At 40.5% G+C, this 16254-nt stretch carries 11 protein-coding genes, 3 tRNA genes and 3 rRNA genes; 15 read left to right on the top strand and 2 right to left on the bottom strand.

Annotated elements, in window-relative coordinates; genetic code table 11:
* From VPHSUH08_RS02035 to rrf, 5 genes are all read left to right on the top strand, one after another.
* Nucleotides 1–130, top strand: a 16S ribosomal RNA gene (locus VPHSUH08_RS02035); the annotation flags it as partial.
* Between the two features lie 123 nt (nt 131–253).
* Nucleotides 254–330: transfer RNA gene (locus VPHSUH08_RS02030), tRNA-Ile, on the top strand.
* Nucleotides 331–340: 10 nt separating this feature from the next.
* Nucleotides 341–416, top strand: a tRNA-Ala gene (locus VPHSUH08_RS02025).
* Between the two features lie 360 nt (nt 417–776).
* A 23S ribosomal RNA gene (locus tag VPHSUH08_RS02020) occupies nt 777–3711 on the top strand.
* Nucleotides 3712–3931: 220 nt separating this feature from the next.
* Nucleotides 3932–4049: ribosomal RNA gene (gene rrf, locus VPHSUH08_RS02015) — 5S ribosomal RNA — on the top strand.
* A gap of 566 nt (nt 4050–4615) precedes the next feature.
* Here rrf and VPHSUH08_RS02010 read toward each other — a convergent pair.
* Both VPHSUH08_RS02010 and VPHSUH08_RS02005 read right to left on the bottom strand, forming a co-directional pair.
* Nucleotides 4616–4825, bottom strand: a complete 210-nt coding sequence (locus VPHSUH08_RS02010) for a molybdopterin-binding protein (protein ID WP_004693239.1) — start codon at nt 4823–4825, stop codon at nt 4616–4618.
* Nucleotides 4826–4913: 88 nt separating this feature from the next.
* A tRNA-Gly gene (locus VPHSUH08_RS02005) sits at nt 4914–4987 on the bottom strand.
* Nucleotides 4988–5125: 138 nt separating this feature from the next.
* Between VPHSUH08_RS02005 and VPHSUH08_RS02000 the strand changes: the two genes are divergently transcribed.
* The 10 genes from VPHSUH08_RS02000 to VPHSUH08_RS01955 all read left to right on the top strand — a co-directional run bounded on the left by VPHSUH08_RS02000 (nt 5126) and on the right by VPHSUH08_RS01955 (nt 16236).
* Entirely contained in the window at nt 5126–6457 is a 1332-nt protein-coding gene (locus VPHSUH08_RS02000; protein WP_008600513.1) for a PepSY domain-containing protein, read from the top strand.
* A 97-nt stretch (nt 6458–6554) separates the two neighbouring features.
* On the top strand, nt 6555–7712 hold the full coding sequence (gene nhaA, locus VPHSUH08_RS01995) for a Na+/H+ antiporter NhaA (RefSeq protein ID WP_004693243.1): 1158 nt from the start codon (nt 6555–6557) through the stop codon (nt 7710–7712).
* A gap of 35 nt (nt 7713–7747) precedes the next feature.
* Complete coding sequence (gene nhaA / locus VPHSUH08_RS01990) at nt 7748–8920, top strand: Na+/H+ antiporter NhaA (RefSeq protein WP_105086597.1); 1173 nt, start codon at nt 7748–7750, stop codon at nt 8918–8920.
* A gap of 261 nt (nt 8921–9181) precedes the next feature.
* A complete protein-coding gene (locus tag VPHSUH08_RS01985; RefSeq protein WP_004693247.1) occupies nt 9182–9790 on the top strand; it encodes a peptidoglycan-binding protein in 609 nt (202 codons plus the stop codon).
* 221 nt (nt 9791–10011) lie between these two features.
* Nucleotides 10012–10830, top strand: a complete 819-nt coding sequence (gene purR / locus VPHSUH08_RS01980; protein WP_105086596.1) for a pur operon repressor — start codon at nt 10012–10014, stop codon at nt 10828–10830.
* A 134-nt stretch (nt 10831–10964) separates the two neighbouring features.
* Nucleotides 10965–12338 carry a bifunctional UDP-N-acetylglucosamine diphosphorylase/glucosamine-1-phosphate N-acetyltransferase GlmU gene (gene glmU / locus VPHSUH08_RS01975; RefSeq protein WP_105086595.1) on the top strand — a complete coding sequence of 458 codons (1374 nt, stop codon included), beginning with the start codon at nt 10965–10967 and terminating at the stop codon, nt 12336–12338.
* A gap of 127 nt (nt 12339–12465) precedes the next feature.
* The gene (locus tag VPHSUH08_RS01970) at nt 12466–13419 is read left to right on the top strand and encodes a ribose-phosphate pyrophosphokinase (protein ID WP_004693255.1); all 954 of its coding nucleotides are present in this window, start codon (nt 12466–12468) and stop codon (nt 13417–13419) included.
* 10 nt (nt 13420–13429) lie between these two features.
* Nucleotides 13430–14008 (top strand): aminoacyl-tRNA hydrolase, encoded by a 579-nt coding sequence (gene pth / locus VPHSUH08_RS01965; protein WP_008600525.1) that lies wholly within the window; start codon nt 13430–13432, stop codon nt 14006–14008.
* Nucleotides 14009–14065: 57 nt separating this feature from the next.
* A complete protein-coding gene (locus VPHSUH08_RS01960) occupies nt 14066–15547 on the top strand; it encodes an aminotransferase class I/II-fold pyridoxal phosphate-dependent enzyme (RefSeq protein WP_105086594.1) in 1482 nt (493 codons plus the stop codon).
* Nucleotides 15548–15549: 2 nt separating this feature from the next.
* Entirely contained in the window at nt 15550–16236 is a 687-nt protein-coding gene (locus VPHSUH08_RS01955) for a thymidylate kinase (RefSeq protein ID WP_008600529.1), read from the top strand.
* Nucleotides 16237–16254 lie beyond the last annotated feature (18 nt).

The raw sequence follows: 16254 nt of genomic DNA, 5'->3' as shown, positions 1-16254 counted from the left end.
ACGAAAGTCGGAAGTGCCCAAAGCCGGTGGGGTAACCTTCGGGAGCCAGCCGTCTAAGGTAAAGTCGATGATTGGGGTGAAGTCGTAACAAGGTAGCCGTATCGGAAGGTGCGGCTGGATCACCTCCTTTCTAGGGAGACATACACCAAGCCAAAAGCTTGGATGTCACTTAGGTCGACACTTTGGCACCTAACATTGTTCGGTTTTGAGAGATCTGTTATCTACAAGATAATAATTTCTCATTATATTAAATGGGCCTATAGCTCAGCTGGTTAGAGCGCACGCCTGATAAGCGTGAGGTCGGTGGTTCGAGTCCACCTAGGCCCACCATTTAATACATGGGGGCGTAGCTCAGTTGGGAGAGCACCTGCCTTGCAAGCAGGGGGTCAGGAGTTCGAATCTCCTCGTCTCCACCATTTAGTATTTGACAGCGAGTCTGTGATATACTAATTGTTTGTTCTTTGAAAACTGCATAGAAGATAATTATTATATATTTGTAAGGTCATCTCTTAGAATTTCTAAGTAGGTTGACCCGAGCACATAGGAAATAATTCTCTGACTTAATGGTGACGTACATGAAAATGTACGGCTACAAAAAACGACAATGTATCTAATGCATGTCAATATTATCTCTCATGTATTCAATCATGAGATTTTCGTTAGCATTTGATGCTTATCTAGGAGCCTGAGCTAGATGAAGCCGCCGTGTACTATTGTACGTAAGGCAAAATCGAGCGTGAGGCGACGACGATAGGCGCAAATGATAACGCAAAATAAGTAAAGATAATAAGGGCGTACGGTGGATGCCTTGGCGATATCAGCCGAAGAAGGACGCGGTAAGCTGCGATAAGCTACGGAGAGGTGCAAGCAACCTGTGACCCGTAGATTTTCGAATGGGGGAACCCGGCAGTGGTTATGCACTGTCACCCATAGCTTAGACTATGAGGAGGGCACCTGGGGAACTGAAACATCTAATTACCCAGAGGAACAGTAATCAAACGAGATTTTCTTAGTAGCGGCGAGCGAACGGGAAAGAGGCCAAACCGGAGCGGGCAACCGCACCGGGGTTGAGGACAGTCATCAAGTGTAAATGAGGTAGAAGAATCGAGCTGGAAAGCTCAGCCGCAGAAGGTGAAAGCCCTGTAATCGAAACCTTGCATACATGGGACTGTATCCAGAGTACCACGAGACACGTGAAACCTTGTGGGAAGCAGGGGGGACCACCCTCCAAGCCAAAATACTGATATCGACCGATAGCGCATAGTACCGTGAGGGAAAGGTGAAAAGAACCCCTGGCGGGGAGTGAAAGAGAACCTGAAACCGTATGTCTACAAACAGTCGAAGTCTGTATATATATCAGGACGACGGCGTGCCTATTGAAGAATGAACCGACGAGTTACTGTTGCTAGCGAGGTTAAGTGGAAAACATGGAGCCGCAGCGAAAGCGAGTCTGAACAGGGCGTTCAGTTAGTAATAGTAGACCCGAAACCGTAGTGATCTATCCATGGCCAGGTTGAAGCACAGGTAAAATTGTGTGGAGGACCGAACTCGTGAGCGTTGAAAAGCTTTGGGATGAGTTGTGGATAGGGGTGAAATGCCAATCGAACACGGAGATAGCTGGTTCTCCCCGAAATAGCTTTAGGGCTAGCCTCGAGGTAGAGAGTATAGGCGGTAGAGCACTGATCGGGCTAGGGGCCATACCGGTTACCGAACCTAGTCAAACTACGAATGGCTATACTTATACTCGGGAGTCAGACAGTGAATGATAAGGTCCATTGTCAAGAGGGAAACAGCCCAGAACACCGACTAAGGTCCCCAATGTTACACTAAGTGGCGAAGGATGTGGAATTTCCAAAACAACCAGGATGTTGGCTTAGAAGCAGCCACCATTTAAAGAGTGCGTAATAGCTCACTGGTCGAGAGACTCTGCGCCGAAAATGTCCGGGGCTAAAGTGTAAAACCGAAGTCGTGTCATATGCAGCAATGTATATGGGTAGGGGAGCGTTCTCATCGGGCTGAAGCAGTACCGTAAGGAGTTGTGGACTGATGAGAAGTGAGAATGTCGGTATGAGTAGCGAAAAGAATGGTGAGAATCCATTCCACCGAAAGCCTAAGGGTTCCTGAGCAACGATCGTCGTCTCAGGGTAAGTCGGGACCTAAGCCGAGGCGGAATAGCGTAGGCGATGGACAACAGGTTGAAATTCCTGTACCGGTGTGAATCGTTTGATCGATGGAGTGACACAGTAAGGTAGGTCAGCACGCGATTGGAAGAGCGTGTTTAAGCAGGTAGGTTGAGCTATAGGCAAATCCGTAGCTCTAAAAGCTGAGATGTGATGACGAGTGACTAGCAATAGTCGCGAAGTGATTGATCCTACACTGTCGAGAAAAGCTTCTAGGTAGAGACACATCGCCCGTACCAAAACCGACACAGGTAGGCGGGGAGAGAATCCTAAGGTGCGCGGGAAAACCCTCGTTAAGGAACTCGGCAAAATGCCTCCGTAACTTCGGGAAAAGGAGGACTCATGTAGTGTGAAGAGCAGAAGCGCATGGAGCATGAATGAGTGGCACAAGAGAGGCGCAAGCGACTGTTTACCACAAACACAGGTGCCTGCTAAAGCGAAAGCTGATGTATAGGTGCTGACACCTGCCCGGTGCTGGAAGGTTAAGAGGAGGGGTTAGACTTCGGTCGAAGCTCTGAATTGAAGCCCCAGTAAACGGCGGCCGTAACTATAACGGTCCTAAGGTAGCGAAATTCCTTGTCGGGTAAGTTCCGACCCGCACGAAAGGTGTAACGACTTGCGCACTGTCTCAACGAGGGACCCGGTGAAATTGAAGTACCTGTGAAGATGCAGGTTACCCGCGACTGGACAGAAAGACCCCATGGAGCTTTACTGCAACCTAAGATTGAACTTAGTTAATGAATGTACAGGATAGGTGGGAGACGTAGAACCTAGGACGCCAGTTTTAGGGGAGTCGCTGTTGGGATACCACCCTTTCATTAATTGATTTCTAACGGGCCGAGTAACGACCGGCCGGACAGTCTTAGGCGGGCAGTTTGACTGGGGCGGTCGCCTCCAAAAGAGTAACGGAGGCGCCCAAAGGTTCCCTCAGAGCGGACGGAAATCGCTCGAAGAGTGTAAAGGCAGAAGGGAGCTTGACTGCGAGACGGACAGGTCGAGCAGGGACGAAAGTCGGGCTTAGTGATCCGGTGGTGCCGAGTGGAAGGGCCATCGCTCAACGGATAAAAGCTACCCTGGGGATAACAGGCTAATCTCTCCCAAGAGTCCATATCGACGGGGAGGTTTGGCACCTCGATGTCGGCTCATCACATCCTGGGGCTGAAGTAGGTCCCAAGGGTTCGGCTGTTCGCCGATTAAAGTGGTACGTGAGCTGGGTTCAGAACGTCGTGAGACAGTTCGGTCCCTATCCATCGCGGGCGGAAGAAACTTGAAGGGGGCTGCTCCTAGTACGAGAGGACCGGAGTGGACGAACCGCTGGTGTACCAATTATCCTGCCAAGGGTACAGTTGGGTAGCTACGTTCGGGACGGATAAACGCTGAAAGCATCTAAGCGTGAAACCAGCCTTGAGATGAGGTTTCTCATAGCATAAGCTAGTAAGATCCCATGTAGACGACATGGTAGATAGGCCAGGTGTGGAAGAGCCGTGAGGTTTGGAGCTGACTGGTACTAATCGATCGAGGGCTTTACTTAAGCAAGCGTAACCAGCTTGAAGGAGCAACGCGACGCACAAGTTGCGTGGAGTCGCTTACGTCGAAACGTAAGATTTCACGAAGTGAAATCCACAGGCTTCGACGCAATCCTCCAGACGTGTACTTTGAGTATGGGACGCAACATATAATAAAACATTAAGCAGAATGTGCAACAAATATATATACTTCTATGTGGTTTTCAGAGTACAAACTCTGACAGATTCAGTGGCGATGGCTATGAGGATCCACCTGTTCCCATCTCGAAACACAGTAGTTAAGCTCATAAACGCCGAAAGTACTTGGCTGGAGACGGCCTGGGAGGATAGGAAGCCGCTGATTAACGAAAAGAAAAAGGTCTACCGAATGGTAGGCCTTTTTCTTTTTGCTCATCTTCGACTAGCTAATCCTGCTAGAACCGTCTCCAGCCAAGGTTGTAGAGGTTTTATATCTATCTGCGTGTCTGTGTAAGACGGCCTTGGGAAAAGCAGGGCAGTAGAAGATGGAGGAGTGAAACGACGACAGATTCACTGCATCGCTTTCTTCCGAACGTAAGATTTACCGAGCTGCGAAGCAGAGAAGGGAAATCCACAGTGAGGATTGATAGGAAGCCGCGGCTAATGGTAGTATCTAACTAATCCATACGGTAACGAGGCACAACGTGCCAATGTTACCGAACCGTAAAGCAGTTGAGCTACTTTAAATATATGTAAATAAACTTTATCTAATCGATACCGCGGTGCGCAGCACCAATGGTATCGAACCGTAAACTAGTTGAGCAACTCCATATTTATGTAAATAACAAGCCCCATGATCACAAAATCATAGAGCCTATATATTAATAACAACTTATTAGGAATTTAATATATATACAAAAAAAGAGCTGCCTAAGCAGCTCTAATTCTTTATTATTCTACACCAACCATTACGCTAGTGGATTTGATAACAGCGACAACTTCTTTGCCAACTGCTAAGCCTAATTCTTTAACGGATTGAATAGTAATGTCAGCAGTAACAATATTATTATTACCTACGTTGATTTTTACGATTGCATTTACAGCGCCTTCTTGGATCTCAACGATAGTACCTTTTAATTGATTTCTTGCACTTAATTTCATGGATATCTCCTTAAAAAACAATACAAAAAGTATATATATTATAATATTTTGCATATAATTTGTGATATACATTACATCACAAATTATATGGAGCGGGCGAAGGGAATCGAACCCTCCTCTCAAGCTTGGGAAGCTCGCATTCTACCGATGAACTACGCCCGCACGATGTAAATATTGTATCATATATTTACATATACATTCAAGTAATCATAGATATATCTATGATTATACCTATAGTAGTAAATGTATTGAATTACTTTCAATCTAGATGTATAAAATAATAGAAAAGGAGGAATTCGTATGTCAAAAGTATATAAAGTTCATAAATGGTTATCTATCATTTCCTTAATTTTCTTCTTAATGTTTTGTATTACAGGATTAGTACTCATGTTTCGAACTGAGTTAAATGCATGGGCTCAAGGTGGAACAATACATCATTCATCAGCTATAATGTCGATGAATGAACATGAAGAATCTATATTTAAGTATGCTGATCAGGGGGCACTACTTGTTAAACAGAAATATCCATCAAAAGATATTTTGAATATATCCCCTGCTATGGGGGCTACACATATTTTACGGTATCGTATTATTGAATCTACGGCTACGGTAGCACCTCCAGCTCGCATGGGAATGGGTGGGGATTATGTTTTATATAATCCTATATCTAAAGAACTGATTACTTCACATAATGAGCCTCCTGTACATCCTTGGATTCGTAGTATGTTACATACTCTTCATCAATTACATACACGATTAGATTTAGGTAAAATTGGCATATATATTGTAACATTCTTATCATTTTTATGTAGTCTCACTATTATTTCAGGGATTTTTTTATATGGTCCATTTCGTAAAAGTTATTCTAAAGCCTCTGTTTTATCTAAGAAAATGAAAATAGGTGTATTACATCGTGAATTCTCAATAGTTGCAACGGTCTGGGGATTTATATTATGTATAACAGGTGTATGGATTGGGGGCTTTTTTATTGCAAATGATAACTATAATGCCGATGTACTTCATAATGCTAAACAGGAACTTTCGATTGGACAATCTGAAATATTGCAACCATCAGAAGCAATTTCTCGTATAATGAAAGTATATCCAGATCGACAAGTTATTTCTATGGATTATCCATCTAAGTTTAACAATTACCATTATGCATTTTATTTAGGTGCAGAAAATGATGATGATCCAGCTATGTTTCTTGGACAGCCTGTATATGCTAACTTGTATGTCGATTCTAGTAATGATAGATTTTCTACTAAAGCAGTTCCATGGTATTTTACAGGTATGACGACTATGATTAACCTACATATTCATAATCATAATACGATGGCTCTGAAGATATTGTGGGCTATATGGGATATTGTTCTCATTATTGGTATCGTGACTGGACTTATGATGACTATTATTAGAAAGTATAAAAAATCAGATGTAATTCTATCTAAAGTATCGGTAGAGGAAAAGCATATTTGGCGTACACCATTATTTTGTAGTATATCTGTTCTTATAGGATTGCTTCTACCACTTTGGCAAAATCCTGTTATGAATACGATTGCTGCTATTTGTTTAACTGTATCACTTATTGTATTTTTTATCTCTTTACTTAAAGAAAGTAAACAATATTGATTATTTTCGAACTGAAATGATATAATAATAAATATAGTTGTTTTTATATACATAAAAATACGTATTATTATTTATGACTCAGAAAGTGGTAGTTATTATGAATTTTATAAAAGCATTTTTCCAGTCAGAGTCTGCTGGTGGGATATCCTTGCTGTCCGCTGCTATTTTAGGCGTTCTTGTGGCGAACTCACCGATTGCAGCACAGTATTTTGCAGTCATGCAAATACACCTTGGTCCAATGACTATACTGGAGTGGGTAAATGATGCCTTAATGGCTCTTTTTTTCCTTTATGTTGGTATAGAGATCAAGAAGGAAATGATTTCTGGGGAGCTTGATACGAAGGCGAAACGTGTGCTTCCCGTATTAGCCGCATTTGCAGGTGTTATTACGCCAGCTATTGTGTATTATTTTGCGGCTGGATATATGCCAGAATATAGACATGGTTGGGGGATTCCTACCGCTACAGATATCGCTTTTGCTATAGGCGTTATTACAATGCTTGGTAATAAGGTATCTACAGCGATGAAAGCCTTTCTAGCTGCATTAGCTATTATTGACGACTTGATTGCCATAGTCGTTATTGCTCTCTTTTATGGGGCAGGCGTTAATTTTATGGATTTAATAGCTGCTGCGGCTGTAACTGGTTTACTGATTTATACTAATAAGCAAGGCTATTTAAGACCACTTCCGTATTGTGTTCTAGGATTAGTTCTTTGGTATTTAGTTTTAAAATCTGGTGTGCATGCTACCATTGCTGGTGTTGTACTGGCTATGACAATTCCTTTTAAAGGTAAAGTTATAGATAAGGTAGTATATCCTATGGAAGAATGGGCCCATGCTTTACGCAATTGGGTAAACTTCTTAATTATACCATTATTTAGTTTTTTAAATGCTGGTGTATCCTTTGCTGATTTTTCCATAGATAATTTATTCCATCCTGTAATCATAGGTGTTTCATTCGGTTTAATCTTAGGAAAACAATTAGGTATATTCTCTGCCGTCTACATTTTGGTTCAATCTAAGGCAATTAAGATGCCTACAAAAACGACGTGGCCTGAAATTTATGGGACAGCTATTTTGTGTGGTATTGGCTTTACTATGAGCCTTTTTGTTGCTACACTGGCTTTCCCACCAGGTATAACACAAGAAATGGCTAAGGTAGGTATCTTTATAGGATCAATCACGGCAGGCTTGCTAGGTGCGATTGTCCTAATTTTAGCTTATCAAATACGCAAGATGCGTGGTAAAATTTAATAAAATAATCTTTTGTAAGTATAGAAAGGATTCAAATGGAACGCATTTTTGTTTTCTTACGTTCTCCAGGTGCAGCTACATCTGTACTCCTAGGAGCAACAGTACTCGCTTTAATTTTAGCGAACTCTCCATCATCTGAACAATACTTTCAAATCGTTAATCACCATATAGGTAATCTAACAATTTTAGAATGGGTTAATGATGCATTGATGGCAATCTTCTTCCTTTTTGTAGGTCTCGAAGTTAAGCGTGAATTAGTATCAGGTGAGCTTAATACTAATGCTAAGCGTGTGATGCCAGGCATTGCCGCATTATTTGGTGTTCTAACGCCCGCTTTTATCTACTACTTAATTGCAGGTTTTCATTCTGAATATATACATGGTTGGGCAATACCAACTGCTACGGATATTGCATTTTCCATCGGTATTATATCTGCATTAGGCTCTAGAGTACCGAATTCAATGAAAGTATTTCTAACAGCTCTTGCCGTTATAGATGATTTGATTGCTATCATCGTAATTGCAATCTTCTATGCGTCAAGTATTCACATGATGTATTTAGGTGCAGCTGTCGTAGTTGTAGCTGCTTTAATCTATTGTAATAAGCAAGGATATGTACGACCTTTACCATATATCATTCTAGGGTTTATCCTTTGGTATTGTGTATTAAAATCTGGTTTACATGCAACTATGGCTGGTGTAATCTTAGCTATGACAATTCCTTCAAAAGGTAAACGAGGCCGTAAGTATGTTCGTCCAATGCAACATTGGGAACATTTATTATCCAATTGGGTTAGTTTTTTAATTGTACCAATATTTGCATTCTTTAATGCCGGTGTAGATTTACGTAATGTATCTGTTAATGACTTAACACATCCTGTAGTGCTTGGTGTTGCATTAGGTCTTATTATAGGGAAACAATTAGGTATTTTTGGTGCAGTATTTGCGATGGTGAAATGTGGCCTTGTACCAATGCCTACAGAAGCTAATTGGAAGCATGTATATGGTACTGCGATTGTATGTGGTATAGGCTTTACAATGAGTATCTTCGTATCTATCTTGGCATTTGAACCAGGTCACGCTCAAGAAATGGCAAAAGGTGGCGTTATACTTGGCTCATTAATCTCTGCATTATTTGGTTACATCTTCTTAAGACTTGTTGGTGCAAACCGAAAAGAATGTCATATTGGTGTATACCATAACTGCTAAAATTAAATAAAACTATTAAATCTCCATTGTAGACTGAAGAGAATTTCCGACTTTAGAAGTAATCTAAGTGAATATTCTTGCAGGATATAATGGAGATTTTCATTGGTATCTTATAATTTTATGATATATATGTAATACACCTTTAAAATTATTACTATAACTATAATTTAATATATGAATTATTGATATTAATAGAACCTTTATGGTTTATAGATTATTTAAAACTGTATAGTATACTACTTAATGTAAGGTGAGGTGTATATGATAAAAAAAATAATTATTACATGTACGCTTGTTTGTATGATTGTAATGGTATCCTCTGTATCATTAGCAAAAACTATTGATCGGGGGCAACGAGGGCATCACGTTAGTAAGGTGCAAACCATGTTAAAGCATCAAGGTTTTTTACATGATTCTATAGATGGCATTTACGGTCATAATACAGAACAGGCTGTTCGAAAATTTCAAAAATCTAAAGGGCTCCCTGTAGATGGTCGTGTTGGTCCTGCTACGATGAATGCTTTGGAAAAGATGGAGACTCGTTATGGTGGCCATGGCACAGAACGCAATCATAATGGAGTGCCTAATAAATACTCTAAAGTTTTAACGATGGAGGCTAGTGGCTATTCATCTCAAGATCCTGGCAACGGAAAATATACAGCTACAGGTAGTCGTCTACGGAAGGGACTTGTGTCTGTAGACCCTAAATTAATTCCTTTGGGAACGCGATTATATATTGAAGGTTATGGCTATGCTGTAGCTGACGATGTAGGTGGTGCTATTAAAGGGCATCGCATTGATTTAGCTTTTGATTCTCGTGCAGAAGCATTGCAGTTTGGACGTCAATCTGTAAAGGTTTATATTTTATAATGATGACTCTCTAGCTTTATATAACTATATGATAGGTTTATAGACTAAAATCATATTCTTGTATAAAATGCTAGAGAGTTTTTCTTTTACCGAATTATAATGTATTCAAAACCTCGAATATTCGGAAATTATGGTATAATATAGATATATGATGATGACTCATGATGTTAAATTGATGAGTATACTCAATAGTTATATGATGAATGGTAAAGGATAACCCTATGGATAAAGTACGGCGTGTAGAACGAATGGTGGCAATGACAAAACTGTTAGTTGATTCACCGCAAAAATTGATTCCTTTAAATTACTTTTGCGACTTTTTTGGCATGGCTAAATCAACGGTTAGTGAAGATTTAACATGTGTAAGGCAGTCTATGGAACACTTTCAACTGGGGACCTTAGAAACGGTGGCCGGTGTAGCTGGTGGGGTACGATTTATTCCGCATCGCAAGGGCACACAAGCGAACGATATTTTACGAGATGTGCAAGCTCGTTTAATGGAGCCAGATCGCATCATTCCAGGTGGTTTTATTTATATGTCTGATATCTTATATGATTGGCACGTAATGACACGTCTGGGTGAGATTATTATGACTCGTTTCGTGGACCGTGAACCGGACTATATTTTGACTGTAGAAACAAAGGGGATTCCTTTGGCTGTAATGGTAGCGAGAGCTTTCAATAAACCACTTGTTATTGCTAGACGTGATAGTAAGGTAACAGAAGGTTCTGCTATTAGCATTAATTATGTAACAGGTTCCTCTGGGCGCATTCAGACTATGACTCTAACTAAACGGGCAATTCCTCCCAATGCGAAGGTGTTAATTATCGATGACTTTATGAAAGCTGGCGGTACCGCTAAGGGACTTAAGGAATTAGTTCTTGAAATGAGTGGGGTCGTTGTTGGCACAGGTGTTCTTGTAGCTACAGCTGAACCAAGTCCGAAGTTGATCGATGATTATGAATCATTATTTACTTTTTATGGTATCGATGAAAATACAAAGAAAATTAGTATAGATCCTGTGTTAGATACAGAGTAAATCATTAATATTAGGAAGATTATAGGCTGATATAATGGTTTATATTGAGTATTGACCTATGGGCTAAACAATGACGTAAATAATAATATTTAAAATGGTTTAGAGATATAAGAGATACCAGATAGGAGATTACTATGAATATTGCAAGCCTTATTTTAGCTGCTGGTAAGGGCACGCGTATGAAGTCTAAATTGCCAAAAGTGTTACACAAGGTCGGCGGTAAGGCGATGGTAGAACGTGTTCTTGAAACGGTTCAATCCATTGGTACCAATCGCGATGTTGTTATCGTTGGTTTTGGCGGCGATGCAGTACAAAATTACTTGGGGGAGCGCGCTGAATTTGTTCGTCAAGAAGAACAAAATGGTACAGGTCATGCAGTTAAGATGGCTCAACCAGTACTTGGTGATTATGATGGTACAATCTTATTGTTATGCGGTGATACTCCCTTGGTTACAAAAGAAAGTTTAGAAGCACTTTTAGAAGAACATAAAAATTCCGGTGCAGCAGCTACAATCTTAACTGCTCATATGCCGGATCCAACTGGTTATGGACGTATCATTCGCAATGAAGCGGGTTCTGTAGTTCGTATCGTAGAACAGAAAGATGGTAAACCTGAAGAACTAGCGGTTCAAGAAGTAAATACAGGTATGTACGCTTTTGATAGTAAAAAATTATGGCCTTGCTTAGATCAATTATCTGATGATAATGCCCAAGGTGAATTGTATATTACTGATGTAGTTGGTATTCTCGTAAGTGGTGGCGACAAGGTAAGTGCATACATGACTAAGGATTTTGAAGAATCTTTAGGTGTAAACTCACGTTTGCAATTAGCAGAGGCTGAAGCTATATTAAAACATCGTAAAAATGTTGAGTTAATGACTGCTGGCGTAACAATTATTGATCCTGAAAATACCTATGTGGATCCTGAGGTAACAGTAGGTGCAGATACAATTTTGCATCCTGGTACAGTCCTTGAAGGTGATACCGTGATTGGTGAGCGTTGTGAAATTGGACCACATACTCGTTTGACGAATGTAAAAGTCGGCAATGATACGATTATCCACTTTACTTATGGTCATGACTGTGAAGTAAAAGACGGTGTAGATGTAGGTCCATATGTTCATTTGCGTCCAAATACAGTTCTAGGCAACAAGGTTCATGTAGGTAACTTTGTAGAAGTTAAAAATTCTAATGTTGGGGAAGGAACTAAGTTTCCACATCTCTCCTATATCGGCGACAGCGATGTTGGGGCCGGTGTTAATATTGGCTGTGGTACTATTACCGTAAACTATGATGGGAAAGTTAAGCATCGTACTACTATTGGTGATGGCGCATTTGTTGGCTGTAATAGTAACTTAGTAGCTCCTGTGACAGTGGGTAATTATAGTTATGTGGGTGCGGGCTCTACTATTACTAAAAACGTACCAGATAAGGCCTTAGCTGTAGGTCGTAGTAAGCAAATTGTGAAAGAAAATTGGGTAACAGAGGATACTTTCAAAAAGAAATAAAAAAAATCTCATATTTTTTAACACAATTAGGTCAAAATAGTATACAATAAAAAGGCAATAGTGTGTATCTGTAATGTATAGATTATGGATAAGTAACCAGTATAGGAGCAAATGAAAGGGTAACAAAATGGCATTTGAAGACGGCAAAAAACTCAAGATTTTCACAGGTAATGCAAATCCTGCATTGGCAAAGGAAATTTGTGATTATTTAGGGTTGCCTTTAGGTGAAGCATTTGTAGGTCGTTTTAACAATGGCGAAGTACAAATAATGATTGATGAAAGCGTACGTGGCAAAGATGTATTTATCATTCAACCAACTAGCTATCCTGTAAATGATAATTTAATGGAACTCATGGTTATGGCTGACGCGTTAAAACGCGCTTCTGCACGTCATATCACTGCAGTAGTACCTTACTATGGCTATGCTCGCCAAGACCGTAAGACTCGTGGTCGTGAGCCGATTACAGCTAAATTAGTAGCTAATTTGATGCAAACGGCAGGTATTACACGTCTTGTAACAATTGATTTGCATGCAGGCCAAATTCAAGGTTTCTTTGATGTGCCTGTAGATCATTTGTTTGGCGCATCTATTTTGGCTAAATACATTAATGAAAAAAATATGGAAGATGTTATCGTTGTATCTCCTGACCTTGGCGGTGTTACAAGAGCTCGTGATTTGGCTGACCGCATTGGTGCACCGATTGCAATCATTGAGAAAAAACGCCCTGAACCAGGTGTGGCTAAAGTTATGAATCTCATCGGTGATGTGGCAGGTAAAAACTGTATTATTATTGATGATATCGTAGATACGGCTGGATCCTTGGTTGAAGGTGCTAAAGCATTGGAAGAATTCGGTGCTAAATCCGTTACCGCCGCTGTTACACATGCAGTGTTGACAGATCCGGCAAGTGAACGAATTGCAAATTCCAATATTAAGGAACTTATCGTTACTAATACTATTCCATTGCCGGAAAATTGCAACTTACCAAATATTACGCAATTATCCGTAGCTCCATTGTTGGGTGAAGCAATTATGCGTATTTTCCATGAAGTATCTGTAAGTAATTTATTTGATAAATAATAGGTGATTCTTGAAATTAGTAGTAGGCCTCGGTAACCCCGGCAAGCAATACGAAAAGACAAAACATAATATTGGATTTATGGTTATTGATGCCATTGCCGATAGTGTCCCTCACACGCCTTGGAGAGAGGAGCAACGTGCTGAGGTATGCAGTATTACCGTGGATGGTGAGAAAGTATTACTTGTAAAGCCGCAAACATTTATGAATCTAAGTGGTGAGTCTGTAGGACCGTTAATGCGGTACTATAAAATTGATCCATCTGATGTGTATTGTATCTATGATGACATGGATTTACCTATAGGTAAGTTGCGTATTCGACCAAATGGTAGTTCGGGTGGACATAATGGGATTAAATCTTTAATTTCCCATATAGGAACAGAAAATTTTCCTCGTTTCCGCGTAGGAATTGGACGTCCATTGCCACAATGGACTGTCATTGATCACGTTTTAGCACCATTTAGTGAAGAGTCGCAAGAGAAGGTACAAAAAGGTATTAAGGATACGGTAAAAGCCGTATTAGGCACCTTAGAGGTAGGTATTGATAAAGGCATGAATCAATTCAATCCTAAACGTCGTCCACAGCGATAAATACATGCATAAGGGCATGAGTCTCATTGAGATTCATGCCCTTTTTACGAGGTACATATGAGTAATCAAGAAAAAATGCCTTTTGTAGAGGCTTTAGAATCATATAAAGAACAACATTTCGTGCCCTTTCATACGCCAGGTCATAAGATAGGCGTTGAAGCACCTCAACTGTTAAAGAACTGGATGGGGGCAGCATTACCCTATGACTTAGGTGTTATGTACGCTTTAGATGATTTACATGAACCTGAACGGGAATTAAAAGAAGCGCAAGACTTAACAGCCGAATTATATGGAGCTGATTGTTGTTGGTTTTCTATTAATGGTACTACCGCTTTGATCGAAGCCATGATTATGGGGACTGTAGGGCCTGATGAAATCATTATCATTCCTCGAGAAGCACATCGTTCCGTTATTAGTGGGCTTGTCCTCTCAGGAGCCAAACCAGTATATATGGACTGTGATTTTGATGAACGCTGGGGGATTCCACTAGGCGTATTATTAGAAAATGCTATCAAATCAATGGATGCACATCCAGAGGCAAAGGCGATTCTTTTAGTTTATCCAAACTATTATGGCGTGGGCATAGATATTGTTAATATCATACAAGAGGCTCATAAGCGGGGACTTATTGTACTTGTTGATGAAGCTCATGGTCCTCATTTGCCGTTTTCTGAAAGTTTACCTATAGAAGCTATAGAGGCTGGAGCAGATTTGGTGGCTCAAAGCACACATAAATCTGTTGGCTCTTTGACACAAACATCTTGGCTATTAGGGCAAGGTAAAAAAATTGATAAGCGGCGTATTACGCAAATGCATCAAATGCTACAAAGTACGAGTCCAAACTATATTTTCCTTGCTTCCTTAGATATGGCGCGCCATCAATTAGCCACAGCAGGTAATGATTTAGTAAGTCGTGCAGTAGAGTTGAGTATGTACTTACGTGAGGAACTCAATAAAATTTCTGGTATTGCTGCTATGGAATACACAGATATTCAAGAGCGGGTGATAAATTATGATTGTACTAAGGTGCTGATTGATGCTAAAGAATTAGGGCTCACAGGCGTTGCTTTTGAACGGATGTTACGAGAATATCATATTGAGGTGGAGTTAGTACAAGCTCATCATGTGCTAGTGCTCATTACCATAGGTGATACAAACGAGTCTGTAACTGCTCTTATTAAGGCTGTACAAGCTGTAAGTGAAAAGGTGTTACGTGCATTTAAAGAATTTAATAAAACAGAGGAAGAGCAATTGCAAGACATTAGTAAAGATTCTGCGCTGCTGCCAGCGCCTATTGTGCGCATAACCCCTCGTAATGCTATGTATGCAAATCGTGAGCAAGTACCTTTAAAAGAAGCACTTCATCGCATTGCAGGGGAGACAATTGCTTATTATCCACCAGGTATTCCCTGTGTAGCAGTAGGTGAAGAGATTAGTGCCTCTGTGTTACAATATATAGAGAATCACAAGGCTCTAGGTTATGTACCTAATGGGTCTGATGATATGACATTGGAAACAATTTGGGTGTTACAGGAGTAATTATGGGGACTTTGATTATATTAGAAGGTGGAGACGGCAGCGGTAAGGCTACACAAACTAAACTCTTAGTAGAGCGCTTGACCAAAGAAGGGCATGCCGTTAAGTCTGTGAGCTTTCCAAACTATGATAGCGGCGCCGCTATGCCTATTAAAATGTATTTAGCTGGTGAATTTGGTAAGGATGTACATGATGTAAATCCTTATGTGGCAAGCTCTATGTACGCTATCGATCGATTTGCTTCCTTCAGAACTGACTGGGAACAGTTTTACAAAAATGGGGGTATCATCATTGCAGATCGTTATACAACGTCTAACATGGTGCACCAAATGGTAAAATACGATGATCCGAAGGAACGTACTGCATTTTTAGATTGGCTTGAAGATTTTGAGTTCCAAAAATTTGGCTTGCCTAAACCTGATGCGGTATGCCTTTTGGATATGCCCCTTGAAGTGAGCGAAGCCCTTATGGCGGAGCGCACTGGTAAAACAGGAGGCAATACTGGTGATATTCACGAAGGGAATCATGCATATTTAGTAGCCGTTCACGGTGCGTATGAAGAATTAGTAAAGCGTTATCAATGGCACCGCATACCTTGTGCTGATAAAGCTAAGTCTAGTCAGTATACATTGCGTACTATTGAAGAAATTCATAATGATGTATATAGTGTAGTAGAAAATCTACTACCTTAGAAAAAGGCGACTCTTTTA

The organism is Veillonella sp. S13054-11, from assembly GCF_002959795.1.
Taxonomy (GTDB): domain Bacteria; phylum Bacillota; class Negativicutes; order Veillonellales; family Veillonellaceae; genus Veillonella; species Veillonella parvula_E.
The sequence above is the reverse complement of the archived record's forward strand: the minus strand, read 5'-3'. Positions and strand labels throughout refer to the sequence as shown.